The sequence below is a fragment of the Dactylosporangium thailandense genome (assembly GCF_059739745.1).
In genome coordinates this window covers 3,807,304-3,832,727 of sequence record NZ_AP029195.1, presented here as the reverse complement: position 1 = coordinate 3,832,727, position 25,424 = coordinate 3,807,304, and the positions used below count along the sequence as shown (strand labels likewise).

Below are 25,424 nucleotides of genomic sequence, written 5' to 3'. Positions count from 1 at the left end.
GGAGGTCGCAATTCCCGGCCGGGCTTCGCGACCCGGGGACGACGACGCCGGCGGCCGCCGGGCCCGACGCTGTGGGCCGGCCCGAAACCGCTGGAGGACACCATGACCCTGAACACGACCGTAGCCACGACCGCGAACACGACCCTGAACCTGAGGCGCCCGGCCGGCTGGGCGCTCATCGCCGGCCCGATCGTCGCCATGCTCGGCTACCTGGCCGCCAACCTGCTCGCGCCGGGCACTGGCGAGGAGGTGTACCGCTACCACCTCTGGCCCCTGTTCGAGGGGATCGCGCTCGTCGGCGACGTCGTGGTCGCGCTCGGGCTGCCGGTGCTGCTCACCTTCGCCGGCCGGGCGCCGCGGCTGCACCTCGCCGGCTACGTCGGCATCTTCGCGGCCCTGGTCATGCTCAACCTGGGGGAGGGCACGACGGAGGCGTTCGTGAAGCCGTACCTCGTCGCGCACGGCGGCCTGCCCGCGCAGGAGCCGGCCGGGTTCGCCGCGTTCGAGGGCATCGCCCTGCTGGCCCTCGTGGCCGGCTCGCTCTGCCTCGGCATCGCGATCCTGCGCGCCCGCGTCCTGCCCTGGTGGATCGGGGTGGCGGTGATCGTCTCGTGCGTGCTCGGCGCGCTGGGCCTGCCCGGCGCCTGGTTCCTGCTGCCCGACGGGCTCTTCTTCGCCGCCCTGTTCGCGATCGGCCTCTTCGCCGTGCGCGGCGGGCCTCGGGGCGATGGCGCGGCTGACGCCGTCGCGTAGGAGGGTGCGCTCATCGCCGTGCGCGGCGGCTCACGGGGCGATGGCGCGGCTGACGCTGTCGTGCAGGAGGCGCGCTCATCGTCGTGCGGGGCGGCTCAGGGGGCGATGGCGCGGCTGACGCTGTCGTGCAGGAGGGCGCGGCGGCGGTCGTGGTCCTCGGCCGGGTCCGAGGCGGCCGCGGTGAACACGCCGCTGGCCGGGGACCAGGCGCACGACAGCGCGATGACCATGACCAGCAGGTCGAACGGGTCGCCGGGGCGGATCCTCCCGGCGGCCTGGGCGGCGGCCACGGCGTCGACCTTGCGGCGGTGGTCGGCGTCGCTCAGCAGCGGGCCGGTGGGGCGGCGCTCGAGGCGGATCCAGGTGACGAGCCGCACGAGACCGGGGTGCTCGAGGTACTCGTCGTACATCCGCACGGCCCAGCCCGGCAGGTCCTCGGCGTCGAACGGCACCGCGTCGGTGATCCGGTCGACCGAGTCCGCGACGACCGCGTCGAAGAGGCCGTCCTTGCCGCCGAAGTAGGCGTAGAGCTGCGCCTTGTTCGTGCGCGCGGCCTGGATGATCCGGTCGACGCGCGCGCCCGCGATGCCGCGCTCGGCGAACTCCTCGGCCGCCGCGTCCAGGATGCGGCGGCTCGTCGCGGTCCCGCGCGCGGTCGAGGGCAGCTCCGGCATGCGGCCCAGCCTAGCAAACAGACTGGTTGGTCTGTTACGGTCGCGACAGACCGAACAGTCTGTTTGTTTAGGGAGCATCCATGCGTACGACCACGGCCTGGCAGAGCACCAACGGCTCCACGGCGCTGGAGCGGGTGCCGATCGAGCGCCGCGACCTGCGGCCCGACGACATCGCCGTGCGCGTCGACTTCTGCGGCGTCTGCCACAGCGACCTGCACGCCATCCACCGCGGCGGCGCGCCCCTGGTGCCGGGGCACGAGTTCACCGGTACCGTCGCCGAAACCGGCTCCGCGGTGACCCGCTTCGCGGCCGGGGACCGGGTCGCGGTCGGCACGATCGTCGACTCCTGCGGGCGGTGCCCGATGTGCCGGGCCGGCCAGGAGAACTACTGCCACGAGTTCCCGGCGCTCACCTACGGCGGGAAGGCGGGGGCGTTCGGCGGCTACAGCCGCGAGTACGTCCTGCGCGAGACCTTCGCCTACCCGCTGCCCGCCGGCCTCGACCCGGCCGCCGCCGCGCCGCTCATGTGCGCCGGGATCACGGTGTGGGAGCCGCTGCGCGCGGCCGGCGTCGGGCCCGGCAGCCGTGTCGCCGTCGCCGGGCTCGGCGGGCTCGGGCACCTCGCGGTCAAGCTCGCCGCCGCCCTCGGCGCCGAGGTCACCGTGCTCAGCCGCACCCCGGGCAAGGCCGCCGACGCCCGCGCCCTCGGGGCCGGGGACCTGCTGCTCACCACCGACGAGGAGGGGATGCGTGGCGCCCGCGACCGGTTCGACCTGGTGCTGGACACCATCTCCGCGCCGCACGAGCTGTCCCCGCTGCTGCGGCTCGTGGCGCTGGACGGGACGCTGAGCCTGCTGGGGTACCTCGCGCAGATCCCCGTCAACGCGATGGACCTGCTGATGGGGCGTAAGAAGCTGTCCTCGTCCGGCACCGGCGGCACCCGGGGCACGGCCGAGCTGCTCGAGTTCTGCGCCGCCCGCGGGATCACGGCCGACATCGAGCTGCTCCCGTCCGGCCGCGTCGCGGAGGCGCTCACGCGGCTGGAGCGGGGCGACGTGCGGTACCGCTTCGTCCTCGACCTGTCCGACTTGGACTGAGGGCGTGGACTGAAGACTTTGGACTGAGGGGCTACAGCCAGACCGTTGCGAGCCAGACGGCCACGCCCGCGGCGACCAGCAGCCCGATGTTGAGCCCGATCAGGCGGGCCTCGCCCTGGGACACGTGCGTCACGATGCCGCCGACCTGGATCAGCACCAGCCCGGCCGCCGCGGCGATCGCGAGCCCCGGTGCGATCCCGGTCAGCGGCGGCAGGATCAGCCCGAGCACGCCGGCGATCTCCAGCGCGCCGATGGTGCGCACGAGCGGCATCGGCATGGTGTCGACCCAGCCCATCATCGGCTGGAGCCGCTCCTTGCTCTGGACGGCCTTCTTGCCGCCGGCGTAGAGGTAGAACAGTGCGAGCAGTCCGGCGACGATCCAGTACGCGAGCTCCATGACGGCCTCCACCAGGATGGTTCCTGTTCGTAAGGAGCCCCATGATGCGTCACTATCGGAGGGCGTACAAAAGGCACACGCGTGTGCGTGAGGCACAAGGAGCTGTCGTGGACGAGTACTTCCACCCGTGCATGATCCGCGGCGACGGCGGCCGCGCGATCCGCGCCATCCTGGACCACATCTGCAACAAGTGGACGCTGCTCGTGGTGGCGACCCTCGACCGGAGCACGCTGCGCTTCACCGACCTGCACCAGCAGATCCCGGGCATCTCCCAGCGCATGCTGACCCTGACCCTGCGCCACCTGGAGCGCGACGGGCTGGTCACGCGCGTGGTGCACGCGGAGGTGCCGCCGCGGGTGGAGTACACCCTGACCGCCATGGGCCGAAGCCTGCTGCCGCCGGCCCTCGCGCTCGCGGGCTGGGCGATGGAGCACGTCCCGCACATCGAGGCCAGCCGAGCCGCCTACGAGAACCGGACCGGCTGATCGACCGGCTGACTGGGCCCGCTTCTACCCCAGCGCGGCGGTGAGGTCGACCTCGACCAGCTGCCCGCGGTAGCCGAGGGCGGCCACGCCCAGCAGCGTGCTCGCGGACGTGAAGGCCGGGCCCAGCGGCGATCCGGTCAGCCGCCGCCACACCGCCGCCAGGACCTCGCTGTCGTCGCTGACCACGTAGATGACGGAGCGCACCACGTCGGCGGGCGCGGCCCCGGCCGCGGCGAGCACCGTGAGGCAGTTCGCGATCACCTGGTCGGTCTGGGCGTCGACGTCGCCGGGCGCGCCGACCACCTCGCCGGCGAGGTCGAGCGGGCACTGCCCGGCGAGGTGCGCGAGCCGGCCCGCCTCGGAGATCGTGATGTGGCTGTAGCCGGCCGTGGCGTGCACGCCGGGTGGGTTCGAGCGCCGCATGCGCCGAGTATGCGTCACACCCCGTCGCGCGGTGTCCGTGTTTTCAGGGTCTTCAGGACGTCGTCACCGGTGCTGCGCACGTGCGCGCGGGCGATCCGCGCGGCCTCGGCCGCGTCCCGGCGGCGGATCGCGTCGACCAGGGCGGTGTGCTCGCGCAGCGACGAGACCGCCCGGTGCGGGGCGACCGTCGAGAAGTAGAAGCGGGCGCGCAGGCTCAGCACCCGCACGAAGCCGCTCATCAACTCGTTCTGCGAGCACTCGGCGACGAGCACGTGGAAGCGCGCGTTGATGCGGGCGAGCTCGACGGGATCGCCGGTCGCGGCCTGCTCGGCCAGCATCGCGTCGAGCGCGGCGAGCTGGGCCGGGCCGCGGCGCTCGGCGGCCAGCGCGGCGGACTGCGACTCCAGCAGCTGCCGCGTCTCGAACAGGTCGGCCAGCTCGTGCTCGCTGCGCTCGCGCACGAACGCGCCCGCGTGCGGGCGCTGCTCGATCCAGCCGTCGGCGGCCAGGGAGCGCAGGGCCTCGCGGACCGGGATGTGGCTCACGCCGAGCTGCTTGGCGAGGCTGTCGGCGTTGAGGTGCGCGCCGGGCGGCAGCACCGACTCCAGGATCGCCTCCTGCAGCACCTGCCGGACCCGGTCGCCGGTGTGGCCGGTGCGCCGGCCGTCGGGCAGCGGCGGCAGACCTTCGATCGTCACGGCGCAATCCTATACGAGCCCGATCAACGAAACCCGTTACGGCCGATTCACGTGCGTGAAACAACCGGGCGATCCTATAGGAACCGTGTACGGGACAACCCAAGTGGACGCCGCACCGGCGCTGCTCTCGGTGCGGGGCCTGACCTGCCGCTTCGGCGAGGTGCTGGCCAACGACGCGGTCGACTTCGACGTCGCCGCCGGTGAGGTGCACGCGGTGCTCGGGGAGAACGGCGCCGGCAAGAGCACCCTCATGAAGCTCATCTACGGTGTGTACCGGCCGCACGCGGGCGAGCTGTTCATCGACGGCGCCCCGGCCCGCATCGACTCCCCGGCCGCGGCGCGCACCGCCGGCATCGGCATGGTGTTCCAGGACCTGCGGCTCGTCCCGGCGTTCACGGTCGCCGAGAACATCGCCCTCGCCCTGCCCCTGCGCGGGATCCGGCTCGACCGGCGCCGCCTGGCCCGCCGCATCGAGGAGGCGGCCGAGCGGTACGGCCTGCCGGTCCGCCCCGATCGTCTCGTGCGCGACCTGTCGATCGGGGAGCGCCAGCGCGTCGAGATCCTCAAGGCGCTCATGACCGGCGCCCGCCTGCTCATCCTGGACGAGCCGACGAGCGTCCTGGCCCCGCAGGAGGTCGACGCGCTCTTCGCGGCCGTCGGCGCGCTGCGGGCGGGCGGGCTGTCGATCGTCATCATCACCCACAAGCTCGGCGAGGCCCGGGCCGTCGCCGACCGGGTCACCGTGCTGCGCGGCGGGAAGGTGGTGCTGCGCAACGCCGACCCGGCCGCGCACACCGACGCCGACCTGGTCGAGGCGATGGTCGGGCGATCGGTACCGCCCCTGCGCGAGCACCGCCCGCCCCCGCCCGGCGACGCCGAACCCGTCGTGGTGCTCGAGGGCGTGAGCGCGGGCGCGCTGCGTGAGGTCGTCCTCGCCGTCGCCGCGGGCGAGCTCGTCGGCGTGGCCGGGGTCGCCGGCAGCGGCCAGCGCGAGCTGTGTGAGGTGATCCTCGGCCAGCGCCCGGCAGCGGCCGGCACCGTCCGGCTCGGCGGGCGCGAGCTGCGCCGCGGCGACCCGCGCGAGGCCATCGCCGCGGGCGCGGCCGGGGTGCCGGAGGACCCGATCGCCGACGCGGTCGTGCCCGGCCTCAGCATCGACGAGCACCTGGCCCTGGCCGACCTGCGGGCCGTGCGGCGGCGGCTGGGCATCGACTGGAAGCGGGTCCGGGCCGAGTCCGCGCAACGGGACCGCGACGCCGGGCTGCGCATGGCCCCGGGCCATCGCGTGATGGCCGAGCTCTCCGGCGGCAACATCCAGCGGGTCGTGCTCACCCGCGCCCTGGCCCGGCCCGCGGCCGTGGTCGTGGCCGCCTACCCCAGCCGGGGCCTCGACGTCGCCACCACCCGCCGCACCCAGGAGCTGCTGCTCGAACAGCGGGACCGGGGGGCCGCGGTGCTGGTCGTGTCCGAGGACCTCGACGAGCTGATGGCCATCGCCGACCGCATCGCCGTGCTCCACGACGGGCGGCTGGCGGGCGTCGTGCGGCCGGCCGAGACCGACCGGCAGGCGATCGGCGCGCTCATGGTGGGCGGCCCGGCATGAACCGGGCCGTCACGAAGTGGCTCGTCGCCGTCGTGGCCGCGCCCGTCATCTTCGGCGCGTTCGTCGCGGCTCGCGGCGTCGAGCCCTTCTCGATGTACCGCGACATGCTCACCTCCCTCGTGGACCCCGCGCAGGCCGAGACCGTGCTGGTGCGCTTCGCCGTGCTGCTGCTCGCGGGCCTCGCGGTCGCGGTGCCGGCCCGGGCCGGGCTGCTCAACGTCGGCGGCGAGGGCCAGATCGTGGCCGGGGCCGTCGGCGCCGCCGGGATCGGGCTGCTCACCGACCGGCACCTGCCCGGCGGGGCCGTCCTCGCGCTCATGGTCCCCGCGGCGATGCTGGCCGGCGCCGCCTGGGCGGGGCTGGCCGCCCTGCTGCGCATCGGCGTGCAGGTCAACGAGGCGATCAGCACGCTGCTTCAACTTCGTCGCCGTCGACCTCATGCTCGGCCTGATCTACGCGCCGTGGAAGGACGCCTCCGGCTTCGGCCAGCCGTCGTCGCGCCCGCTGCCCGGCACCGCCCGGCTCCCGCTGCTGGCGAACACCACCGTCAACGCCGGCATCGTGCTCGCGCTCGCCGCGCTGGCCGCGGTCTGGTGGGCGCTCAACCGCACGGCGTGGGGCTTCCGGCTGCGGGTCGTCGGCGGCAACCCGGAGGCGGCGCGGCGGGCCGGGCTGCGCGTCGGGCCGCTGCTGCTCGGCGCGATGCTCGCCGGCGGGGCCCTCGCCGGCCTGGCCGGCCTGCTGCACTTCGCCGGCACCGAGTTCAAGCTGCGGCCCGGCATGACGACGGGCTTCGGCTACGTCGGCTTCCTCGCCTCCTGGCTGGCCCTGCACCGGCCGCTGCGGGTGGCCGCCGCGGCGCTGCTGCTGGCCGCGATCGCGATGGCGGGCGACAGCCTGCAGATCGACGCGGGCCTCCCGGCCGCCTCGGTGAACGTGTTGATGGCCGTGGTGCTCCTGGTCGCCCTCGGCACCAGGTGGAAGGCGAAGGAGACCGCAGCATGAGCCTCGTCATCGACGTCGCCACCGGGGCCGTCCGGGGCGGCACCTCCATCCTCTTCGTCGCGCTCGGCGAGACCATCGCCGAGCGGGCCGGGGTCGTCAACCTCGGCGCCGAGGGCAGCATGCTCACCGGCGCCCTCGCCGCCTACGCGGTCACCGCCGAGACCGGCGACCCGCTGCTCGGCGCCGCGGCCGGGGCGGCCGCCGGGGCCCTGCTCGCCCTCGTGCACGCCGTGCTCGTGCTGTCCCGCGGCGCCAACCAGCTCGCCAACGGCCTCGTGGTGCTCTTCCTCGGGCTCGGGCTCACGTCGCTGTTCGGCGCGGCGTACGTCGGCCGCTCCATCACCACCTTCGAGCCCTACGCCGTGCCGCTGCTGTCGGACATCCCGGTGCTCGGCCCGGTGCTCTTCGACCACGACCCGCTCACCTACGCCTCCTACCTCATCGCGCCGGCGATGTGGTGGCTGCTGTACCGCAGCCGCTGGGGCCTGGCCCTGCGCGCCGCCGGGGAGCGGCCCGAGGTGCTGCGGACCTACGGCCGCTCGCCCCTGCTCGTGCGCTACCTCGCGGTCGTGGCGGGCGGCCTGCTCGCCGGGGTCGGCGGCGCCCAGCTGTCCACCGCCTACGCCAACGCCTGGTTCGAGAACATGACGGCCGGGCGCGGGTTCATCGCGGTCTCGCTGGTCATCTTCGCCGCCTGGCACCCGCTGCGGGCGGTCGCCGGCGCGTACCTCTTCGGCGCCGCCCTCGCCCTCTCCCCGGCGCTGCAGGCCCGCGGCATCGGCCTCAACCAGTTCGTCCTCGACGCACTGCCCTACCTGGTCACCCTGATCGCGCTGGTCGTGCTCGGCCGGCGCCGCGGCAACACCGCACCCGAGTCCCTCGCGAAGGTCTTCGACATGACGGGAAGGTCCACATGAGACGGTTACTGATCCCGGCGGCCGCGCTGGCGCTGCTGGCCGCGTGCTCCACGAACACCGGCGCCACCCCGGCCGCGGCGGAGGGCTCCGCGCCCGGCGCCGGCAGCACCAAGATCGGCTTCATCTTCGTCGGGCCGAAGGACGACTACGGCTACAACCAGGCCGCCTACCAGGGCAGCCAGGCCGTGGCCAAGGCCTACCCGGGCCTCGAGGTGCTCACCGCCGAGAACGTGCCCGAGGACGACAACGCCACCCGCATCATGGAGGGCATGATCCGCAAGGGCGCGAAGATCATTTTCGCGACGTCGTACGGCCACAAGGACCCGGCCCTGAAGGTCGCCGCGGCCCACCCGGACGTCGTGGTGGTGCAGCAGGGCAACATCGTCGACGGCACCATGCCCGCGAACTTCGGCACCTACTTCGGCACCGTCTACGAGCCGGTGTACCTCGCCGGGATCGTGGCCGGGAAGACCACCAAGACCGGCAAGCTCGGCTACGTGTACGCCTTCCCGATCTCGCAGACCCTCGACAACATCAACGCCTTCGAGCTCGGCGCGAAGTCGGTGAACCCGCAGGCCAAGACCTACGTCGTGAACACCTCGAACTGGTGCGACCCGGCCAAGCAGGCCGAGGCGGCCAAGAGCCTGCTGGCCCAGGGCGTCGACGTGATCAGCCAGCACCAGGACTGCACCGCGACCGTCATCCGCGCGACCGAGGCCGCGGGCGCGTACTCGGTCGGCTACCACGCCGACGCCAGCGCCCTGGCCCCGAAGGGCTGGCTCACCGGCTCGCAGTGGAACTGGGACCCGCTGTACGTGAAGATCGTCAAGACCGCGCTCGACGGCCGGTTCAGCGGCAGCGAGTTCAACGCGAACTACCGCGTCGGCTACAAGACCGGCGACAACCCGTTCGTGCAGTCGCCCTACGGTCCCGCCGTCGGCGCCGAGACCAAGGCGCTCGTCGACGCGGCCAAGGCGAGGATCGGCAAGGACGGCTCGCCCTTCCTCGGCCCCGTCGCCGACCAGTCCGGCCAGGTGCGCATCGCCGCCGGCACCGTCCCCGACTACAAGACGATCGAGGCCATCGACTACTTCGTCGACGGCGTCGTCGGCAAGATCCCGGCGTCATGATCTGGATCAGCCGCCTGGACCCCGCCGAGGTCCGCGACCGGCAGCGGCTCGCCCCGAGCGGGCCGCTGCACGGGCTGACCTTCGCCGTCAAGGACAACATCGACGTCGAGGGCCTGCCCACGACCGCGGCCTGCCCGGCCCTGGCCGAGCACCCCGCGAAGCAGTCGGCCCCGGCGGTGCGCCGGCTCGAGCAGGCGGGCGCGGTACCGCTGGGCAAGACCAACATGGACCAGTTCGCCACCGGGCTCGTGGGGACCCGCAGCCCGTACGGCGCCTGCCACAGTGTGTTCAGCGCCGAGCACGTCAGCGGCGGCAGCAGCTCCGGCAGCGCGGTCGCGGTCGCGAGCGGCCTGGTGCCCCTCGCGCTCGGCACCGACACCGCCGGCTCGGGCCGCGTCCCGGCCGCGTTCAACGGCATCGTCGGGCTCAAGCCGACCCGCGGCCTGATCTCCACCGCCGGCGTGCTGCCCGCCTGCCGCTCCCTCGACTGCGTCACCACCTTCACCCGCACGGTCGCCGAGGCCCGGGCCGCGCTCGCCGTGCTCGCCGCGCCCGACCCCGCCGACCCCTGGTCGCGCCCGGCCCCGTCCCGGCTCCCGGCCCACGTCGCGGCCCGCCCGCGCCTCATCGGCGTGCCCGCCGGACCGCTCGACCTCGACCCCGAGCACGAGATCGCCTGGCGCGCGGCCCTCGGGCACGCGGCCACGCTCGGACGGCTCGTGCCCGTCGCGATCGAGGACTTCCTCGCCGCGGCGACGCTGCTGTACGGCGGGCCGTGGCTGGCCGAGCGCTGGAACGGCTTCGGCGCGCTGCTGGAGGCGGCCGGGGAGCACGCCGACCCGACCGTCCGCGCCGTGGTGACCCCGGGGCGGGACGTCACCGGCGCCGAGGTCTTCGCGGGCCTGGACCGGCTTGCCGCGTTCCGGCAGGCGACCGAGCCCACCTGGTTCGACGTCGACGCGCTCCTGCTGCCCACGACCCCGGGCCACCCGCGGCGGGCCGACGTGGCCGCCGAGCCGGTCGCGGTGAACGCGCGCCTCGGGACGTACACCAACTTCGTCAACCTGCTCGACCTGTGCGCCGTCGCCGTGCCGGGCCCGCCCCGCGCGGACGGGCTGCCGTTCGGCGTGCAGCTCATCGGCCCCGCCTTCGCCGACCGCCCGCTGCTGGACCTGGCGGCGCGCTGGACCGGCGAAGCGGAGCCGTCGCCCGCCCCGCCGCCGGGCACCACCCTGGTCGCGGTCGCCGGCGCGCACATGTCCGGCCTGCCGCTCAACGGGCAGCTCGCGGGGCTCGGCGCGACCCTCGAGCACCGCGCCCGCACCGGCCCCGGCTACCGCCTGTTCAAGCTGCCCGGCCCCGGCGTCGCGCGCCCCGGCCTCGTGCACACCGGCGACGGCCCGGCCGCCGGGATCGCGGTCGAGGTGTGGCGGCTGCCGCACCAGGCCGTCGGCGCGCTCCTCGACACCGTCCCGGCCCCGCTCGGCCTGGGCCGGGTCCGCCTCGACGACGGCGCCGAGGTGCTCGGCTTCCTGGCCGAGTCCCACGGGGTGCGCGACGCGACGGACGTGAGCGCCTCCGGCGGCTGGCGCCGGGCGTCCCTGGGGGAGCCGGCCGACGAGACCCGGTGGTGAACCGGGCTCGGGAGACGCCCCGCGGTCCCGCGCCCCGCAAGGGTGTATCAAACGCGCTCCTCGGCGATCCGTGAGTCCGGAGACGTCATCGAGGAGGTTCGCCCATGCAGACCGCACGGCTCGGGATCGACTTCGGCACCTCGCACACGGTCGCGGTGCTGTCGCGGCCCGGCGGGCGCGTCGACGCGCTGCTGTTCGAGGCGACGCCGCTGCTGCCGTCCGCGGTGTACCTCGGCGCGGACGGCGGGCTGCTCGTCGGCCGCGACGCCGAGCGCAGCGCGCGGATCGAGCCCAGCGCGTTCGAGCCGCACCCGAAGCGGCGCATCGACGAGGGCAGCGTGCTGCTCGGCGGGCGGGAGGTGCCCGTGCCGCGGCTGATCGAGGCGATCCTGCGCCGGGTCGCCGAGGAGGCCGCCCGGGTGCTGGGCGGGCCGCCGGGCGCCACCGTGCTCACCCACCCCGCCGGCTGGGGCGCGACCCGCCGGGCACTGCTCACCGACGCCGCCGCGGCCGCCGGGCTGCCCGCGGTGAGCCTCGTCGCCGAGCCGGTCGCGGCGGCCATGTACTTCACCCGCGTCCTCGGCCACCGCGTCCCCGACGGGCACGCCGTGGTGGTGTACGACTTCGGCGGTGGCACCTTCGACATCAGCGTCGTGCGCCGCGCCGGCGAGGACTGGCACGTCGCCGCCGCGGCCGGGCTCGACGACGTCGGCGGGATCGACCTCGACGCCGCGATCGTGGACCGGCTCCGGCTGACGATCGCCGCGCGCGGGCCGGAGCTGTGGCAGCGGCTCGACGCGCCGGCGACCGTCGCCGACCGGCGCCACCGCCGGGCGCTGTGGGAGGACGCCCGGTCGACGAAGGAGCTGCTGAGCCGGGCGCCGACGGCGGCGATGGCGGTGCCGCTGCTGGACGTGGACATGTACCTGACGCGGCCCGAGTTCGAGGCGCTGGCCCGGCCCTGGCTCGACCGCACGGTCACGCTGACCACGGCGACCCTGTTCGCCAGCGACGTCACCGCGGCGCGGCTGGCGGGCGTGTTCCTGGTCGGCGGGGGCAGCCGGGTGCCGCTCGTGTCGACGCTGCTGCACCAGGCCCTCGGCATCGCCCCGGTGATCCTGGAGCAGCCGGAGCTGGTCGTGGCCCACGGCAGCCTGCTGCCCGGGCCGCCGGTGCCTCCCGCCGCGGCCCCGGCGCCCCCGGAACCGGAACCCGAACCGGAACCGGAACCCGAACCCGAACCGGAACCCGAACCGGCGGCCCGTCGCGCGTCCTGGTGGGGGCCGGCCGCCTTCGCGGGCGTCGCCGCGATCGGCGCGGTCTCGCTGCTCGTCCGCGACGGTTACGACTCCGGCGCCCCGCCCTTCCTCGCCGGGCTGCTCACCCCGTTGCTGCCCGGGGCCGTGCTGGTCCTGCTGGCCATGGTGATCATCGCGGCCGCCGGCGGCCGGGACGAGGAGCCGTTCGGCCCGGCCGTGCTCGCCGCGGCCGGGGGCGCCGCCGGCGTGCTCGCGCTGGCGCCGGCCCGCGACGCCGCCGACGTGCCGGCGTGGACCTTCATCGGCGTCGCGGTCGTGGTCCTGCTCGACGGACTCCTCGGGATCGCCCGGCCGCCGGGCGCCGGTTCCCGCGCCCGGCTCGCGCGCTGGGCCGTGGCCGGGCTGCTGCTCGTGTTCGCGAGCGACGGCCCGGCCCGGCTGGCCTACCAGGCGTTCGACGGCGACTCCGCGGACACGGTGCAGCCGCTCGCCGGGTTCGTGCGCGCCGACGGCCGGGCCGGCTGGCTGGCCGCCTTCGGCTTCGGCCTGGCCCTGATGCTGGCCGCGGCCCTGTCGGCAGGCGTGGCCCTGCGCCCGGCGGTCGCCCGCCACCCGGCCGCGGGGCGCGTCGGGTCCGCCCTCGTCGCCGGGTGCGGCGCGGTGCTGCTGCTCGACGCGGCCTGGCGGCAGGGCGACGGGCGGATCGCGGCGATCCTGCACGACTGGTACTGGTCGACGTTCGTCCAGCTCGACCGGCACTCGAACGGTCACCCGTGGGTCTGGCTCGCCGTCGCCGTGGCCGCGCTCGCGGGCCTGGCGGTGCCGTCGCTGCTCCGCCGGGCCCGCGCCGAGCCCGGCCGGACGACGGGCTAGACCTGATCGTCGGCCATCATGCCGGCGGGGAGGCCGGCGACCTCGAGCCCGCGCCAGATCGAGCGCGCGCCCGGCCGCTCGTGGTGGCGCCGCAGCCCGGCGATGCCGGTGAGCCAACCGGCCCAGCCCGGGTAGGGCGGGTTGGTGGTGTCGAAGCCGCTGTGCGTCACGGTGAGCCGGGTCTTGCCCTCGGAGCCCTCCAGCTCCCAGGTCTCGGTCATCCCGTCGGCCCACCGCAGGACCGCCCCGCGGCCCGGCTCGAACTCGAGGAACCGGGCCCCGGCCTGGTCCAGCTCGAACCCGCCCATCGCGAACCGGCCGCCGACGTAGGGCTCGACGTCGACGTGGGCGCCGACCCACTGGCGGATCTGCTCCGGCTGGGTCATCGAGGCGAACACCGCGTCCGGCGCCGCGTCGATCACGACCGAGGCGCGCAGCTCGGCGGAGGTGAAGTCGCACCTGGGGGTCAGGTCGCGGCCGTCGAGGTAGTCGGCCAGGTTGGCGATGGCGAGGGTCCAGAAGGTCTGGATCGCGCCGCGGGCGCCGGCGGTGTCGGAGATGACCTCCTGGAAGCTCGGCAGGTCGGTCTGGCTCAGCGTGATCAGGGTGCCGCCGCCGTCTTCGTCCTCGGCGAGGTCGAACTGGGCGGTGGTCTCGACGCCGTCGACGGTCCACGCGAAGCGGATGGTGCTCTCGTCGGCGTGTAGCAGCCGCTGGTGCGGCTCGGCGCCGTCGGGGGTGGTGGGGCCCCAGAACTGGTAGGTGCCGCCGGGCAGGTCGACATTGGCGTGTTCGGTCAGCCAGATGCGTAGAGCGGCGGGATCGGTCAGGGCCTCGTGGGTGGATTTGGGCGGCGCTGCGAGAGCGGCGCGGATGCGCAAGTCAGGTTCGATCATCGGGAGCTTCCTTCGGGTAGCAGGCGACGGCGAGGCGGAAGGCGTCGCCGGTGGCGCCGCCGTGGCGGGTGAAGAGGTCCTGCAGGGTGCGCTGGAGGTCGTCGAGGAAGGCCTGGCGCCGGTCGGGAGCGACGCGGATGTCGCCGGAGATGGCGATGGAGGGCAGGTCGGGCCGGGTCAGGTCGAGCGCGGCGACGTCGGCCTGGACGTCTTCCATCAGGTCGACGAGGTAGCCGAGGCTGAGCTGGTCGCGGGTCTGGCGCAGCCCGATCCGGCCGACCAGGGCCGGGGATAGCCAGTAGGACCGGCCGGCGGCCTGGTAGATGCCCTCGTGGATGCCGCGGACCCGCCGTTCGGCGACCTGCCCGACGAGGCCGGCCTCCAGCAGGCGTTTGACGTGGTAGTAGACCCGCTGCGGGGTCTGGTCGAGCTCGGCCGCCACCTCGGTGCACGACCGGGGCTCGGCGAGCTGCCGCAGCACGTCGATCCGCTGCGGCTTGAGCAGGGCCTCGGCCTGCTCGATGTGCTCGAGGTACACGACGTTTCTCATGGCGAAAACGAGTCTTTACGTAAAAGAAAGTTTTGTCAATCACTCGCCAGCGGCTCGAGCAGCGCGATGGTCGCGTCCTGCGCGAAGTGCCGAGCCCAGTCGAGCGGGGTGGCGCCGAAGCGGCGGTCCCGCAGGTCCGGGTCGGCGCCGAGGTCGAGCAGCCGCCGGACGAGGCCGGCGTCGCCGTTGCCCGCGGCGTGGTGCAGCGCGGTCTCCCAGGCGCCCTCGGCCGGGGCGTCGCCGCGGCCGAACGCGTTGACGTCGAAGCCGAGCCCGGCCAGCAGCGCGACCGTCTCGCCCGGGGCCGATGCGGCGGACGAGCGGCCGGCGGCCCACACGAGCAGCCCGGGGCGGCGGCGCCGGGCCTCGGCCGGGGCGCCGGGGTGCTCGGCGGCGATGCGGTCCACGGCGGCGGCGTCGGCCCGGAACGCGGCGGCGATGAGGTCGTGCGCCGGATCGGGCGCGGGCCGGGGCACGCCCCGCTCGAGGAGGTACGCGGCGATCGCGGCGTCGCCGTAGAGCTCGGCCAGCTCGAGCGGGGTGCGGCCGTCGCCCGGGGCCCAGGGCGGCCCGTCGCCGGTGAACGGCGCCGTGAGGTCCACGCCGTGCTCCGCCAGGAGTCGTACGCGTCCCGCCTGGCGATGCTCGACGGCCCACCGCAGCTGCACGCGCAGCATCTCGGCCGGGGTCGGCAGGGTGTCGATCCGCGCCTTCCAGGGCCCGCCGTCGCCGGTGCCGAGGCCGTGCTCGAAGAGCAGCTCCAGGTGCGAGTCGTCGGGCTCGAACATGCGGTTGTAGAGCGTCTGGGCGTCGTTGGGGTCGGCGCCGGCGCGCAGCAGCAGCGTGCCCAGGGCCTTCCAGTGCGGGTGGGGCGGCTGCCGGACGCGGCCCAGCTCCCCGGCCCCGAAGACCCCGGTCAGGAGGGTGAACGGGGAGGGGAGGCCGTCGAAGAGGTACCCGTCGTCCGGGTCGGCCCCGGCGTCGAGCAGCAACCGGGCGACCGTCAGCACCCGCTCCGCCTCGACGCCGGGGTCGGCCCGGGAGTACACGAGGCAGAACAGCGGCCGCCAGCGCAGCGGCCCGCCGGGCGCCGACGCGAGGCCGGGCCGCTCGGCGAGCAGCCGGGCGACGTCGTCCGGGCGGGCGGCGGCGGCCGCGGCCCAGATGCTGCCGGCGGTGAGATCGGGGTGCCGGCGCAGCAACCCGCGCGCCTGTGCCCAGCGCTCGGGACCGTCCTCGCGCGAGTACGTCAGGCAGGCCAGCCGGCAGAACTCGTCGGCGGGGTCGGGCGCCGGCGCCGCGCCGAGCGCGGTGTCCCAGCCGTGCTCGGCGACGGTCCGGAGGTACCGGGTGAGGCGGGGCCAGCTCGCGAACCCGTATTCGCGGGCGATCACGAGCTGGGCCGCGCTCAGCGGCAGGGCCGGGCCGGCGGGCGGCGCGGGGTGGCCGCGGGCGATCCGCGCGACGGCGTCGGCCTTGCCCGCGCGCGCGGCCCGCTGCAGGGTGCGGGCCTGGCGGCGGAAGTGCTCCAGGTTGGGGCGTTCGGGCATGCCTCGGGTCGGCACGGCGGCCTCCTCTCGTGTGCCTGTGTCCGCTCGTCAGGCCGAAAGGAGAACGATGGTGACGCATGCCGCGCATCGCCAGGTGGGCTGAGCCCATTCCCGCGGACCGGCGGCGCCCTGGAAGCCGTCCGCCATGCTACCGGGCTTGACCCTATGTAGAGCGGCGATATAGTGACGTCCATGCGCATCACCGTGCCGACGGCGCGAGTGCTGGCGGCCCTGCTCGCCGCGCCCGAGGACGATCACTACGGCCTCGAGCTCATGCGGGCCGCGGGGCTGGCCAGCGGGACCCTCTACCCGATCCTCACCCGGCTCACCGAGGCCGGCTGGCTGGAGCGGCGCTGGGAGGGCATCGAGCCGGCCGCGGCCGGCCGTCCCGCGCGGCGGCTCTACCGGCTCACCGCGGAGGGCGTGGCGCAGGCCCGCCAGGCGCTCGCGGAGCTGCGCGCCCAGCTCGGCAACGCCGCCGGACCGGCGGCGTCGCCGAGGCCGGCGTGGTGACCCGCCGCCTCGCCGCGCTGCTGCTCGCGATCGCGGCCCCGCGCTGGCCGGACGAGCTGCGCGCGGAGATGCTCGCCGAGTGGTCCGCGGAGGTCCACGCGCTCGCGGCCGCCGGCCGGCGCGGGCGGGCGCTGACGTTCGCGGCGAGCCTGGCCGCGTCCCGGCCCCGCGTCCGCGCGTTCTCGGTCGTCCCGGCGGCCCGCGGCGTCTGGTCGGGCGTGCGCCTGCTCGTCGTGCTGCCGGCCCTCGCCGTGACCGGGGGCTACCTCGCGTACTGCCTCATGGTCGGGTTCATGCCCCTGGCGATCGCCGTCGCGGTCGCGATGGCGGTGCTGGGCGGGACGTACGTGCCGCGGCGGGTGCCGGTGGTGCTGCTGATCCCGGCCGTGACCCTGCCGGGCGGCGCGCTGTTCGCCGTCGTTGCCCCGCTGGTCGACCCGCGCTTCTCGGCCGACCGGCACACCCTCGAGGTCGCGGTGTTCTGCTGGCTGCTGATGGCGGCGCTGGCGGTGGCGGCCCTGCTCGTGCGGGGTGCGCGGCAGCGAGCGGGGTGGATCGCCGGCATCCTGGGCGCGTTCGTCGCCACGGACGCGGCCATCATGGTGCGCTACTGGGGCCAGTACGACCCCGCGGGCGCTGCGATGTGGATGGTGGCGGCCATGACCCACCACGCGTTCGGCCTGCCGCACCCGGACTCGGCCGAGCTCTGGGACATCGCGGACGACCTGAACTCCGATCCCGGGATGTTCCTGGTGCTGGCCGGCTTCGCGCTCGGCTGCGTCATGGCCGCGCGGATCCACGCCCCCAGTCGAACAGCACGCTGACGGCCGCCGCGATGTCCTCGGCGCCCTCGGACCCGTCGACCGTGACGACCGGGTAGCCGAGGTCGCGCGCCTGGTCGGCGAGGAGCCGCGCGAACGTCGCGTCGCGCTCCATCCACCGGTCGAACGCGCCTTCGGGGTCCGCGGTCCCGGCGACGAGCTCGAGGGCCCACGCCCGGCGACGGTACTGCCGCCGCTGGAACTCCTCGGCCGGCACGACGAACACGGCCCGGTCGCGGGGCACGTCGTGCGCGTCGAGCAGCTCCGGCAGCAGGGCCGCGCCCTCGGCGATCCCGGTCTCGGGCAGCTCGGCGAGGATGAGCGGGAACTCCTCCCGGCCGAGCCGGAAGACGTCCTCGACCTGCGCCTCGACGGGCTGGGCGAGCCGTTCCCCGGCGCTCATCGCCCGGACCTTGTCGAAGGTGGGGCCGCCGTGGCGCTCGAACGCGTCGTCGCACGAGTAGAGCGGCAGGCCCCGCGCGCCGGCGAGCAGCCCCGCGACGGTCGACTTGCCGGAGCACGGCGCCCCGCCGATCCACCAGATCACCCGACCATTCTGCATCGCGGCGGGCGGGACCGGTCAGGGGAGCTCGAGGTCGCCGACGCGCCGGCCGGGGTCGGTGAGCAGGGCGCCCAGCACCGCCGTGTAGCCCTCCAGCGTCTCCAGCATCGTCGCGCGCGGGTAGATCGTCGGGTTGTACCGCATCGACGCGCCGCGGCGGTCGTGGCGCACCACGAGCCCGGGTTCGCCGCGCTTGGCCCACAGCCGCGCCGCGTGCTCGTCGAGGACCGTCCCGGCCGGCTTGCGCGCGCGGGAGCGGACCTCGCGGCGGTCCGGCGGCGGGTCGTTCGCCGGGGCGGCGGACTGGAACCACGAGTGGTACAGCAGCAGGAACGGCCACGGGCGCATCGCGTCGAAGTCCGGGTTCACGGCGCGGGCGATCTCGGTGAAGGACGCGGTGTGCCGGACTGCCTCGTACATCGACGAGCGCACCAGGGCGATCGCGTCCAGCAGGGACGTGCCCGGGTCGATGGTGGTGGCGACGTACACGTTGTTGGTGAACTGCCCGACGAGGTCCTCGGCGCCCGGCTCGTCGCGGCCCGCGGTGGCGGTGCCGAGGACCAGCCGCGGCCGGCCCGTCCGCGCGCCCAGCAGGATCCGGTACGCGGCCAGGTACAGCAGGAACGGCGTGATCCGCTGCGCCCGGGCGAACGCGTGCAGCCGACCGGCGAGCCCGGCCTCCATGGGCAGGCCGAGCGTCGCCTCCGCGGTGACGTCCGGCGGGGCCGCGGACCGCTCGAACGGCCACGTGTCGGGCAGCGGGGTGAGCGTGCGCCGCCAGAACTCGTCCCGGCGGCGCCGATCCGCCGGGCCGAGGTCCGGGTCCGCCATGGCCGCCGCGTAGGACAGCTTCAGCGGGCGCAGCGCCGGGCCGGCGCCGGTGCGCGCCCGGTACGCGGCCCGCAGGTCGCGCAGGAGCACGCCGGTCGACCAGCCGTCGGCGATGAGGTGGAACAGGGTCACGGCGACGGTGTGCCGGTCCGGCGCCTCGCGCAGCAGCACGACGCTCCACAGTGGACCGGCGCTCAGGTCGAAGGCGCGGCCGCGCTCGACGCCGAGGATGCTGCCCCGCAGCAGCTCGCGCCGCGAGGCCGGCTCGGCGGTCAGGTCGGTGAACGCGACCGGCGGTTCGACGTCGTCGAGGACGCGTATTACGGGATCGATGGAAACCGACTCGAATACGATTCTCAGGGCATCGTGACGGGCCGCGACATCGGCGACGGCGTGCCGAAATACATTGACGTCAACCGATTCGAGCCATGTCGTTGTCTCGAACACGTTGTAGCCCAGCACGCCCGGATCGGACGGTGCGAAGCAGGACACGAACTCCCACAGCGCCTGCTGGCTACGCGCCAGGCGAGACGCCCCCCGACTCATGGTGCATGAGCTTCGCCGCGCCCGGAGCGAATTGTCAAGTCCCGGGGACACGCATTGATGTTTCGAAAAATATCGACTCGTAGGAAACCCTCGACGTCCCCCGGAAGGGTGAATTACCGTCGGCGGCGTGGCGATCGGGGGATGGCGCCTGCTGAGCAGTGCGTCCAGTGCGCGGACCGTGGTGGCGGTCGACTTCACCCTGGCCAAAGTGCGGGCCCAGGCCAACTTCGGCGACCTGGCCCGGCACCTGCCGCAGGACTGGGCCGTCTGGGGCAGCGACGAGACCGGCTGGCCGGCGGCGCCCGGCGACGCCCACGAGCACCTCGACGCGTGGCGCGAGCGGACCGCCGCGCTGGGAAACTTTCACGCCGCCCTCGGATTCTGCGCCGGGGCCGCCCTCGCCGGATTCCTCGCCCGGGACGCGCGCCTGGTGCTGTTCGACCCCGTGCTCGTGAGCGCCCGGACGATCGCCGAGCACTACGCCGGGGCCGTGCGCCGCCTGGGCGCCGAGCCCGGGTCCGAGCCGGACGACGACGCGGAGACGCTGGCCGGGCGCTACGCCGTCGTGGCCCGCAAGGCCCTCGGCGAGCAGGGCGTGCCCGACTCGATCGCCGCCGAGCTGTGCGGCCGGGTCGCGGCCAACCTGCGCTACCTGGACATGGCGCGCACGGCCGGCCTCGACGTGCTCGAACCGGACCTCGTGGTGCTCTCCCGCGACCACGAGCCGCCCGCCGCCCTCGCCCGCTTCCCCCGGCTGCGCCTGGACGTGCCGCAGGAGCGGCTGCTCGCCGACCCCGCCGCCGGGCGCGCGACGGCCGCCGGGTGCGCGGCGGGGGCCCGGCCGTGAGCGGGCTGAGCCGCAAGGAGGAGGCGTTATGGCTGTTCCAGCGCCTCGCCCCGGACGTCTCCGTCGACAACCAGCCGCTCGCGATCCGCACGACCGCGCCGCTCGACCCGGCCGCGCTGGCGTCCGCGGCCGCTGAGATCCTGCGGCGGTACCCCTCCCTGCGCACCCGATTCCCGCAGCGCGACGGGGTGCCGGTGCGGCACGTCGCCGACCCGGACGCCGAGACGGTCCCCGTCGCCGTGCTCACCGCGCCGGAGGCGAAGCTCGGCGCCGTGCTCACCGAGCTGGCCCTGCGCCCGTTCGACCTCGCCGCCGAGCTGCCCCTGCGCGTCTACGGCATCGCCCTGGACGAGGGCGGCAGCGTGCTCTGCCTGGTGTCGCACCACATCGTCTTCGACGGCGCGTCGGGCGGCATCGTGATGCCGGACCTGGCCACCACCTACCACCGCCGGGCCGGCGGCCGGACGGCCGAGCCACCCGCGACCGCCGCCGCCTTCGCGGAGCCGGCCCCGGGCAGCTCCCGCTACTGGCTGGACCGGCTTCGGGGCGTGGACCCCGCGCGGCTGCCGCTGGCCTCGGCCCGCCCCGAACCCGCGCGGCCCACGTTCGCCGGCGCCCAGCTCGAGCGCGACCTGCCCGTGGCCCCGCTGACGCGGCTACGCACCCGGCTGCGGGTCACGGACAACATGGCGCTGCTGGCCGTCTTCGCCACCCTGCTCGCCCGGCACGGCGCCGGGCCCGACCTCGTGGTCGGCATCCCGGTCAACCTGCGCCGCCCGGACAGCCGCGACGCCGTCGGCTACCACGTCAACACGCTGCCCCTGCGCCTCACCGTCGACCTGCGCGGCGGCTTCGCCGACCTCGCCGCGCAGGTCCGCGCCCGCGTGGCCGAGGCCCTCGAGCACGCCGACGTGTCGTTCGAACATTTGCTCGGCGAGCTGCCGAACGCGTCCGGCAGCTGGCGGTCGCCGCTGTTCCGGCACATGTTCAACTACCTGCCGCCGGCCCAGAACGCGGCGCCCGGCGAGCTGCCCGGCGCCGAGTGGGTCTCCGTCGACCCCGGCACGAGCCGCCACGACCTGCAGTTCGTCGTGGTGCCGCAGCCCGGCCGGGTGCGGCTGCAGGCGGTCTACAGCACCGAGGTGCACGACGAGGCGACCGTGTGCGCCCTCGCCGACCGGTTCGCGCTGCTGCTCGCGGCCGCGGCGGCCGACCCGCGGCGCCCGCTCGCCGAGCTGGCGATGTGGACCGACGCCGAACGCGCGCTCGTGGCACGGGCGAACGCGGGCGCCGACCGGGTGCGGCCGGCGCCGACCGTCGCGGCCCGCATCGCGCACCGGCACGCGCGGCAGCCGGACGGGCCCGCGCTCGTCGACCCCGACGGCACCGTGCACACCCGGCGGTCGCTGGCCCGCCGGGCCGCCGCCGTCCGCGCCCGGCTCGCCGCGCAGGGGATCGGCCGCGGGGACGTCGTCGCCGTGACGCTGCCCCGCGGCGCCGATCTCGCCGCCGCCGTGCTCGCCGTGTGGTCGCTCGGCGCCGCGTACCTGCCGGCCGACCCGGGCCAGCCCGCCGCCCGCCTGCGCGACCAGCTGGCGCGGGTCGGCGCGCGGTCCACGGTGGACACCCCGGAACCCGGCGAGGCCGACAGCGCCGCCCTCGACGCCGGGCTCGCCGCCGCGGCGCCGGACGACCTCGCGTACGTCATCTTCACCTCCGGCTCGACCGGGCGGCCCAAGGGCGTCGAGATCCCGCACCGGGCCCTGGCCAACCTCGTGCGTCACTTCGCCGCCGAGCTCGCCCTCGGCGAGCACGAGCGGGTGCTGTGGCTGACCACGTTCGGCTTCGACATCTCCGCGCTGGAGCTGTTCCTGCCGCTGGCCGACGGCGGCGGCGCGATCGTCGCGCCCGACGAGGCCCGGACGCGCCCGCCGCTCATGCTGGAGCTCGTCACCCGCCACGACGCCGCGGTGGTGCAGGCGACCCCGACCATCTGGCGCCTGGCCGCCGGCTCGGTCCGCGACGAGCTGCGCGGCCGCCGGGTGCTGTGCGGCGGGGAGCCGCTCAGCGCCGCCCTCGCCGAGCGGCTGCTGCGGACCGGGTGCCGGCTGTTCAACGTCTACGGCCCGACCGAGACCACGATCTGGTCGTCCAGCGCGCCGGTCGCGGCCGGGGTCGCCGACCCGGTGAGCATCGGCGCGCCGATCGCCGAGACCTCCTTCCACATCGTCGACGAGCACGGCCAGGACGCCCCGCCCGGGCTCGTCGGCGAGCTGTGCATCGGCGGCACCGGCCTCGCCCGCGGCTACGCCGGCGCTCCCGAGCTGACCGCGCGGCGGTTCCCCGACGATCCGGTCCGGGGCCGGCTGTACCGCACCGGCGACCTCGCCACCTGGCGCGGCGACGGCACCGTCACGCTGCTCGGCCGCGCCGACCGGCAGGTGAAGCTGCGCGGCCGCCGGATCGAGCCCGGCGAGGTGGAGGCCGCCCTCGAGCGCCACCCCGCGGTGCGCGCCGCCGCCGTCGTCCTGGCCGGCGACCCGCAGGGCGACGGGCGGCTCGTCGGCTACGTGCAGCCCGCGGCCGTCGACCTCGCGGACGTGCGCCGGCACGCGCGGGAGCTGCTGCCGTACTACCTCGTCCCCGCCGACCTGATCCCGCTGGACGCCCTGCCCCGCAACGCCAACGGCAAGGTCGACCACCGCGCCCTGCCCGCGCCACCGGCCCCGGCCGCCGAGGCCACGCCCGCGCCGGGCGACGCCGACCCGATCGTCGGGCTCTTCCGCGAGGTCCTGGGCCGCGACGACATCGGCCCGGACAGCAACTTCTTCGCCGGCGGCGGCCACTCGCTGCTCGCCGCGATCCTGGCCGCCCGCCTCGGCGACGCGCTCGGCCGTGAGGTCTCGCTCCTCGACGTGTTCGACGCGCCGACCCCGGCCGAGCTGGCGCGACGCCTGAAGGAGACCGCATGAGGACCGTGCCCGACCTGCTGCGGCGCAGCGCCCGGCTCGTTCCGGACCGGCCCGCCATCGTGCTCGACGGCGGCGGGACGCTCACCTTCGCCGAGCTCGAGGCCCGCTCGAACGCGTTCGCCCGCGGGCTGCGCGAGCGCGGCGTCGGCCACGGCGACCGGGTCGCGCTCGCGTTCGGCGGGGCCGCCTGGCCGCAGTACGCCATCGCCTACTTCGCCACCCTCAAGCTCGGCGCGGTCGCGCTGCTCGCCGGGGCCCGCTTCGGCGAGGACGAGCTCGCCCGGATCGCCGGGGGCTACCGGGTCGCCCGGATCGTGCGGCCCGGGGACGACCTCGGCGCCGGGCAGCCCGCCGAGCCGCTCGTGGCCGCCGTGGCGCCCGGCGACGCGGCCGAGGTCGTGTTCACCTCCGGCACCACGGACCGGCCCCGCGGGGTCGTGGCCACCCACGCCAACCTGCTGCGCGCCCAGGTCGCGTGGCCGAGCGCCCCGCGGGCCAACCAGCCCTGCGCGCATGCCCTGCCCGTCGGCTCCGTCGCCGCCCAGGCCGTGCTGCTCACCTGCGTCGGCGGCCAGCACACCCTGCTCGCCGCCGCCGCGTTCGCCGTGCCCGAGTTCACCGCGATGGTGGCCCGGGAGCGGGCCGTGACCGTCTGCCTGGTCCCCGCCATGGGCCACTGGCTGGTCCGGGCCGCACCGGGGGAGGCGACCCCGATGCCGTCGGTGAAGGGCGTCAGCTTCTCCGGGGCGCCGCTGCCGGTCCCGATCATGGCCGACCTCGCCCCCGTGTTCCCCAACGCGGCGTTCCACAACTTCTACACGTCGACGGAGACGTACCCGGCCCGCGTCGCCACCCGCTTCGATCCCGAGCGCCCCGAGGCCGTGGGCCGGCCCGTCGGCTCCAGCGCCGTGCGCGTCACCGGCCCCGGCGGCGAGACGCTGCCGCCCGGCGAGTCGGGGGAGGTGTGGCTGCGGGCCGGGGGAGCCCCGCCGCGGGCGCTGCTCGACTCCGAGCACCGCATCGACGTGGCCGACGGCTGGACCCGCACCGGCGACATCGGCCACCTCGACGCCGACGGCACCCTGTACCTCACCGGCCGCGCCTCCGACGTCGTCATCGTCGGCGGCTTCAACGTCTCCGCCGGCCGCGTCGAGCAGATCCTCACCCGGCACCCGGCCGTGGCCGAGGCCGCGGTGTGCGGCACCGAGCACCCGGTCCTCGGCGAGATCGTGGTCGCGTTCGTCGTGCTCAGGCCCGGCTCGCCGCACGCGGCCGGCACCACCGCCACCGACCTGCGCCGGTTCGCGGCCGAGCACCTGACCCGGCCCGAGGTGCCCGCCGTCGTCCGGCTGGTGGACGACCTGCCCCGCAACGAGGCCGGGAAGGTCGTCAAACGGGAGCTGCCGGCCGAGTTCCGCGAGCCGGGCACGGCACTGGAGCGCGACCTGGCCGCCGTGTGGGCCGAGGTGCTGCGGATCGACGCCGTCGGCGCGACCGACAACTTCTTCGAGATCGGCGGCGACTCGCTCGCCGCGACCCGCATCGCCGCGACCGCCCGCGAACGCCTCGGTGTCGACGTGGACACCATCGCCGTGCTGGAGGCGCCGAGCGTGGCCGAGCTGGCGCAGTACATCCTGGAAAGGAACGAGCCATGAGCGCACCGCTGTCCGGCCTGGACACCGCGGCGAAGACCCTGCGGGAGCACCCGGGCGTGACCGAGGCCGCCGCGCTGCTGGCGCCGGACGGCCGGCGGATCCTGGCCGTCGTGCCGGGCCTCGCCACCGCCCCGGTCGACCTGCGCGACCACCTGTGGGCGACCCTCGGCGCGGACGACCTGCCCGACGTGCTCGTCGCCGTCGACGCTCTGCCCGCCGACGCGGCCGGGCTGGACACCGAGGGCCCCGGCAGCCACACGTTCCGGGCGCCGTCCACGCCGACGGAGGAGGACCTGGCCGAGATCTGGGCCGAGACCCTGGGCCGGGAGCGGGTCGCCGCCGACGACAACTTCCTCGACCTCGGCGGCGACTCGATGACCGCCGCGCTCCTGCTCGACCTCACCAACGAGCGCCTGGAGACCGGCCTGACCCTCGGCGACCTGCTGTCCGCCCCGTCCCTCGCCGCGATCGCCGAGACCGTCGACCGGTCGCGCCCGGCGTCATGACCACGACCCAGGCCGTCTACGCCATCGTCGACGAGGTCCTCGCCCGGCCCGTGCGCCCCGAGGACGACCTCTACGACCTGGGGTTCGACTCGCTGCTCATCGCCCGCACCGCCGCCCGGGTCCGGGAGCGGCTCGGCGTCGAGCTGCCCCTGGCCGAGTACTTCAACGCGGGCACGGTCGCCGACCTCGCCGCCGCGGTGGAGTCCCGCGCATGAGCGGTACGGAGC

At 75.5% G+C, this 25,424-nt stretch carries 25 protein-coding genes and 1 pseudogene; 17 read left to right on the top strand and 9 right to left on the bottom strand.

From position 1 onward, the window contains the following. Positions 1 to 102 precede the first annotated feature (102 nt). Positions 103 to 753: a hypothetical protein gene (locus AC6JBM_RS17240; RefSeq protein ID WP_497984599.1), complete on the top strand. Its 651-nt coding sequence runs from the start codon at positions 103 to 105 to the stop codon at positions 751 to 753. Between the two features lie 95 nt (positions 754 to 848). Here AC6JBM_RS17240 and AC6JBM_RS17235 read toward each other — a convergent pair whose 3' ends face one another. Beyond that, complete coding sequence (locus tag AC6JBM_RS17235; RefSeq protein ID WP_497984598.1) at positions 849 to 1,427, bottom strand: TetR/AcrR family transcriptional regulator; 579 nt, start codon at positions 1,425 to 1,427, stop codon at positions 849 to 851. A gap of 80 nt (positions 1,428 to 1,507) precedes the next feature. On the opposite strand from AC6JBM_RS17235, the gene AC6JBM_RS17230 reads away from it, so the two are divergent. After that, positions 1,508 to 2,524 (top strand): NAD(P)-dependent alcohol dehydrogenase, encoded by a 1,017-nt coding sequence (locus AC6JBM_RS17230; protein ID WP_497984597.1) that lies wholly within the window; start codon positions 1,508 to 1,510, stop codon positions 2,522 to 2,524. Positions 2,525 to 2,555: 31 nt separating this feature from the next. Here AC6JBM_RS17230 and AC6JBM_RS17225 read toward each other — a convergent pair whose 3' ends face one another. After that, positions 2,556 to 2,921 (bottom strand): DoxX family protein, encoded by a 366-nt coding sequence (locus AC6JBM_RS17225; RefSeq protein ID WP_497984596.1) that lies wholly within the window; start codon positions 2,919 to 2,921, stop codon positions 2,556 to 2,558. 107 nt (positions 2,922 to 3,028) lie between these two features. Between AC6JBM_RS17225 and AC6JBM_RS17220 the strand changes: the two genes are divergently transcribed. Beyond that, positions 3,029 to 3,406, top strand: coding sequence for a winged helix-turn-helix transcriptional regulator (locus AC6JBM_RS17220; protein WP_497984595.1), 378 nt, complete (start codon positions 3,029 to 3,031; stop codon positions 3,404 to 3,406). Positions 3,407 to 3,430: 24 nt separating this feature from the next. On the opposite strand, the gene AC6JBM_RS17215 is transcribed toward AC6JBM_RS17220, so the two are convergent. Both AC6JBM_RS17215 and AC6JBM_RS17210 read right to left on the bottom strand, forming a co-directional pair. Further along, positions 3,431 to 3,829 (bottom strand): RidA family protein, encoded by a 399-nt coding sequence (locus AC6JBM_RS17215; protein ID WP_497984594.1) that lies wholly within the window; start codon positions 3,827 to 3,829, stop codon positions 3,431 to 3,433. 14 nt (positions 3,830 to 3,843) lie between these two features. Next, on the bottom strand, positions 3,844 to 4,527 hold the full coding sequence (locus tag AC6JBM_RS17210) for a GntR family transcriptional regulator (RefSeq protein WP_497984593.1): 684 nt from the start codon (positions 4,525 to 4,527) through the stop codon (positions 3,844 to 3,846). Positions 4,528 to 4,630: 103 nt separating this feature from the next. Between AC6JBM_RS17210 and AC6JBM_RS17205 the strand changes: the two genes are divergently transcribed. The 7 genes and pseudogenes from AC6JBM_RS17205 to AC6JBM_RS17175 all read left to right on the top strand — a co-directional run bounded on the left by AC6JBM_RS17205 (position 4,631) and on the right by AC6JBM_RS17175 (position 12,948). Further along, positions 4,631 to 6,130, top strand: coding sequence for an ABC transporter ATP-binding protein (locus AC6JBM_RS17205; protein WP_497984592.1), 1,500 nt, complete (start codon positions 4,631 to 4,633; stop codon positions 6,128 to 6,130). Next, positions 6,127 to 6,486, top strand: a pseudogene (locus tag AC6JBM_RS17200) (ABC transporter permease); the annotation flags it as partial. The gene AC6JBM_RS17205 and the pseudogene AC6JBM_RS17200, both read left to right, overlap by 4 nt. 82 nt (positions 6,487 to 6,568) lie before the next feature. After that, positions 6,569 to 7,135 carry an ABC transporter permease subunit gene (locus AC6JBM_RS17195; protein ID WP_497986481.1) on the top strand — a complete coding sequence of 189 codons (567 nt, stop codon included), beginning with the start codon at positions 6,569 to 6,571 and terminating at the stop codon, positions 7,133 to 7,135. Beyond that, positions 7,132 to 8,052, top strand: coding sequence for an ABC transporter permease (locus AC6JBM_RS17190; protein WP_497986480.1), 921 nt, complete (start codon positions 7,132 to 7,134; stop codon positions 8,050 to 8,052). Before AC6JBM_RS17195 ends, AC6JBM_RS17190 begins: the two co-directional genes overlap by 4 nt. Further along, positions 8,049 to 9,182, top strand: coding sequence for a BMP family ABC transporter substrate-binding protein (locus AC6JBM_RS17185; protein ID WP_350617835.1), 1,134 nt, complete (start codon positions 8,049 to 8,051; stop codon positions 9,180 to 9,182). Before AC6JBM_RS17190 ends, AC6JBM_RS17185 begins: the two co-directional genes overlap by 4 nt. Further along, positions 9,179 to 10,816 carry an allophanate hydrolase gene (atzF, locus tag AC6JBM_RS17180; RefSeq protein ID WP_497984591.1) on the top strand — a complete coding sequence of 546 codons (1,638 nt, stop codon included), beginning with the start codon at positions 9,179 to 9,181 and terminating at the stop codon, positions 10,814 to 10,816. The genes AC6JBM_RS17185 and atzF overlap by 4 nt, the downstream gene beginning before the upstream one ends. A gap of 104 nt (positions 10,817 to 10,920) precedes the next feature. After that, positions 10,921 to 12,948 carry an Hsp70 family protein gene (locus AC6JBM_RS17175; RefSeq protein WP_497984590.1) on the top strand — a complete coding sequence of 676 codons (2,028 nt, stop codon included), beginning with the start codon at positions 10,921 to 10,923 and terminating at the stop codon, positions 12,946 to 12,948. Here the strand turns inward: AC6JBM_RS17175 and AC6JBM_RS17170 are convergent. The 3 genes from AC6JBM_RS17170 to AC6JBM_RS17160 are packed head-to-tail and all read right to left on the bottom strand — an operon-like array spanning position 12,945 to position 15,959. Continuing rightward, entirely contained in the window at positions 12,945 to 13,844 is a 900-nt protein-coding gene (locus AC6JBM_RS17170) for an SRPBCC domain-containing protein (protein ID WP_497984589.1), read from the bottom strand. The two genes, AC6JBM_RS17175 and AC6JBM_RS17170, sit on opposite strands and share 4 nt — an antisense overlap. Next, a complete protein-coding gene (locus AC6JBM_RS17165; protein WP_497984588.1) occupies positions 13,831 to 14,394 on the bottom strand; it encodes an ArsR/SmtB family transcription factor in 564 nt (187 codons plus the stop codon). Before AC6JBM_RS17165 ends, AC6JBM_RS17170 begins: the two co-directional genes overlap by 14 nt. Positions 14,395 to 14,429: 35 nt before the next feature. After that, a complete protein-coding gene (locus AC6JBM_RS17160; RefSeq protein WP_497984587.1) occupies positions 14,430 to 15,959 on the bottom strand; it encodes an ankyrin repeat domain-containing protein in 1,530 nt (509 codons plus the stop codon). A gap of 177 nt (positions 15,960 to 16,136) precedes the next feature. Here AC6JBM_RS17160 and AC6JBM_RS17155 point away from each other — a divergent pair, with 177 nt between their 5' ends. Further along, positions 16,137 to 16,457 carry a PadR family transcriptional regulator gene (locus AC6JBM_RS17155; protein WP_497984586.1) on the top strand — a complete coding sequence of 107 codons (321 nt, stop codon included), beginning with the start codon at positions 16,137 to 16,139 and terminating at the stop codon, positions 16,455 to 16,457. Next, positions 16,451 to 17,281, top strand: a complete 831-nt coding sequence (locus tag AC6JBM_RS17150; RefSeq protein WP_497984585.1) for a hypothetical protein — start codon at positions 16,451 to 16,453, stop codon at positions 17,279 to 17,281. Before AC6JBM_RS17155 ends, AC6JBM_RS17150 begins: the two co-directional genes overlap by 7 nt. On the opposite strand, the gene AC6JBM_RS17145 is transcribed toward AC6JBM_RS17150, so the two are convergent. Further along, positions 17,238 to 17,825 carry a hypothetical protein gene (locus AC6JBM_RS17145; protein WP_497984584.1) on the bottom strand — a complete coding sequence of 196 codons (588 nt, stop codon included), beginning with the start codon at positions 17,823 to 17,825 and terminating at the stop codon, positions 17,238 to 17,240. The genes AC6JBM_RS17150 and AC6JBM_RS17145 overlap by 44 nt on opposite strands. Before the next feature lie 33 nt (positions 17,826 to 17,858). Then, complete coding sequence (locus AC6JBM_RS17140) at positions 17,859 to 19,217, bottom strand: condensation domain-containing protein (RefSeq protein WP_497984583.1); 1,359 nt, start codon at positions 19,215 to 19,217, stop codon at positions 17,859 to 17,861. A gap of 127 nt (positions 19,218 to 19,344) precedes the next feature. Between AC6JBM_RS17140 and AC6JBM_RS17135 the strand changes: the two genes are divergently transcribed. Genes AC6JBM_RS17135 through AC6JBM_RS17115 form a run of 5 tightly spaced genes read left to right on the top strand, consistent with a single transcriptional unit; the run spans position 19,345 to position 25,412 of the window. After that, positions 19,345 to 20,064: a hypothetical protein gene (locus AC6JBM_RS17135; RefSeq protein ID WP_497984582.1), complete on the top strand. Its 720-nt coding sequence runs from the start codon at positions 19,345 to 19,347 to the stop codon at positions 20,062 to 20,064. After that, on the top strand, positions 20,061 to 23,036 hold the full coding sequence (locus AC6JBM_RS17130; RefSeq protein WP_497984581.1) for a non-ribosomal peptide synthetase: 2,976 nt from the start codon (positions 20,061 to 20,063) through the stop codon (positions 23,034 to 23,036). The genes AC6JBM_RS17135 and AC6JBM_RS17130 overlap by 4 nt, the downstream gene beginning before the upstream one ends. Beyond that, a complete protein-coding gene (locus AC6JBM_RS17125; protein ID WP_497984580.1) occupies positions 23,033 to 24,691 on the top strand; it encodes an AMP-binding protein in 1,659 nt (552 codons plus the stop codon). Before AC6JBM_RS17130 ends, AC6JBM_RS17125 begins: the two co-directional genes overlap by 4 nt. Next, complete coding sequence (locus AC6JBM_RS17120; RefSeq protein WP_350617848.1) at positions 24,688 to 25,197, top strand: phosphopantetheine-binding protein; 510 nt, start codon at positions 24,688 to 24,690, stop codon at positions 25,195 to 25,197. The genes AC6JBM_RS17125 and AC6JBM_RS17120 overlap by 4 nt, the downstream gene beginning before the upstream one ends. After that, the gene (locus AC6JBM_RS17115; protein WP_497984579.1) at positions 25,194 to 25,412 is read left to right on the top strand and encodes an acyl carrier protein; all 219 of its coding nucleotides are present in this window, start codon (positions 25,194 to 25,196) and stop codon (positions 25,410 to 25,412) included. The genes AC6JBM_RS17120 and AC6JBM_RS17115 overlap by 4 nt, the downstream gene beginning before the upstream one ends. Positions 25,413 to 25,424 lie beyond the last annotated feature (12 nt).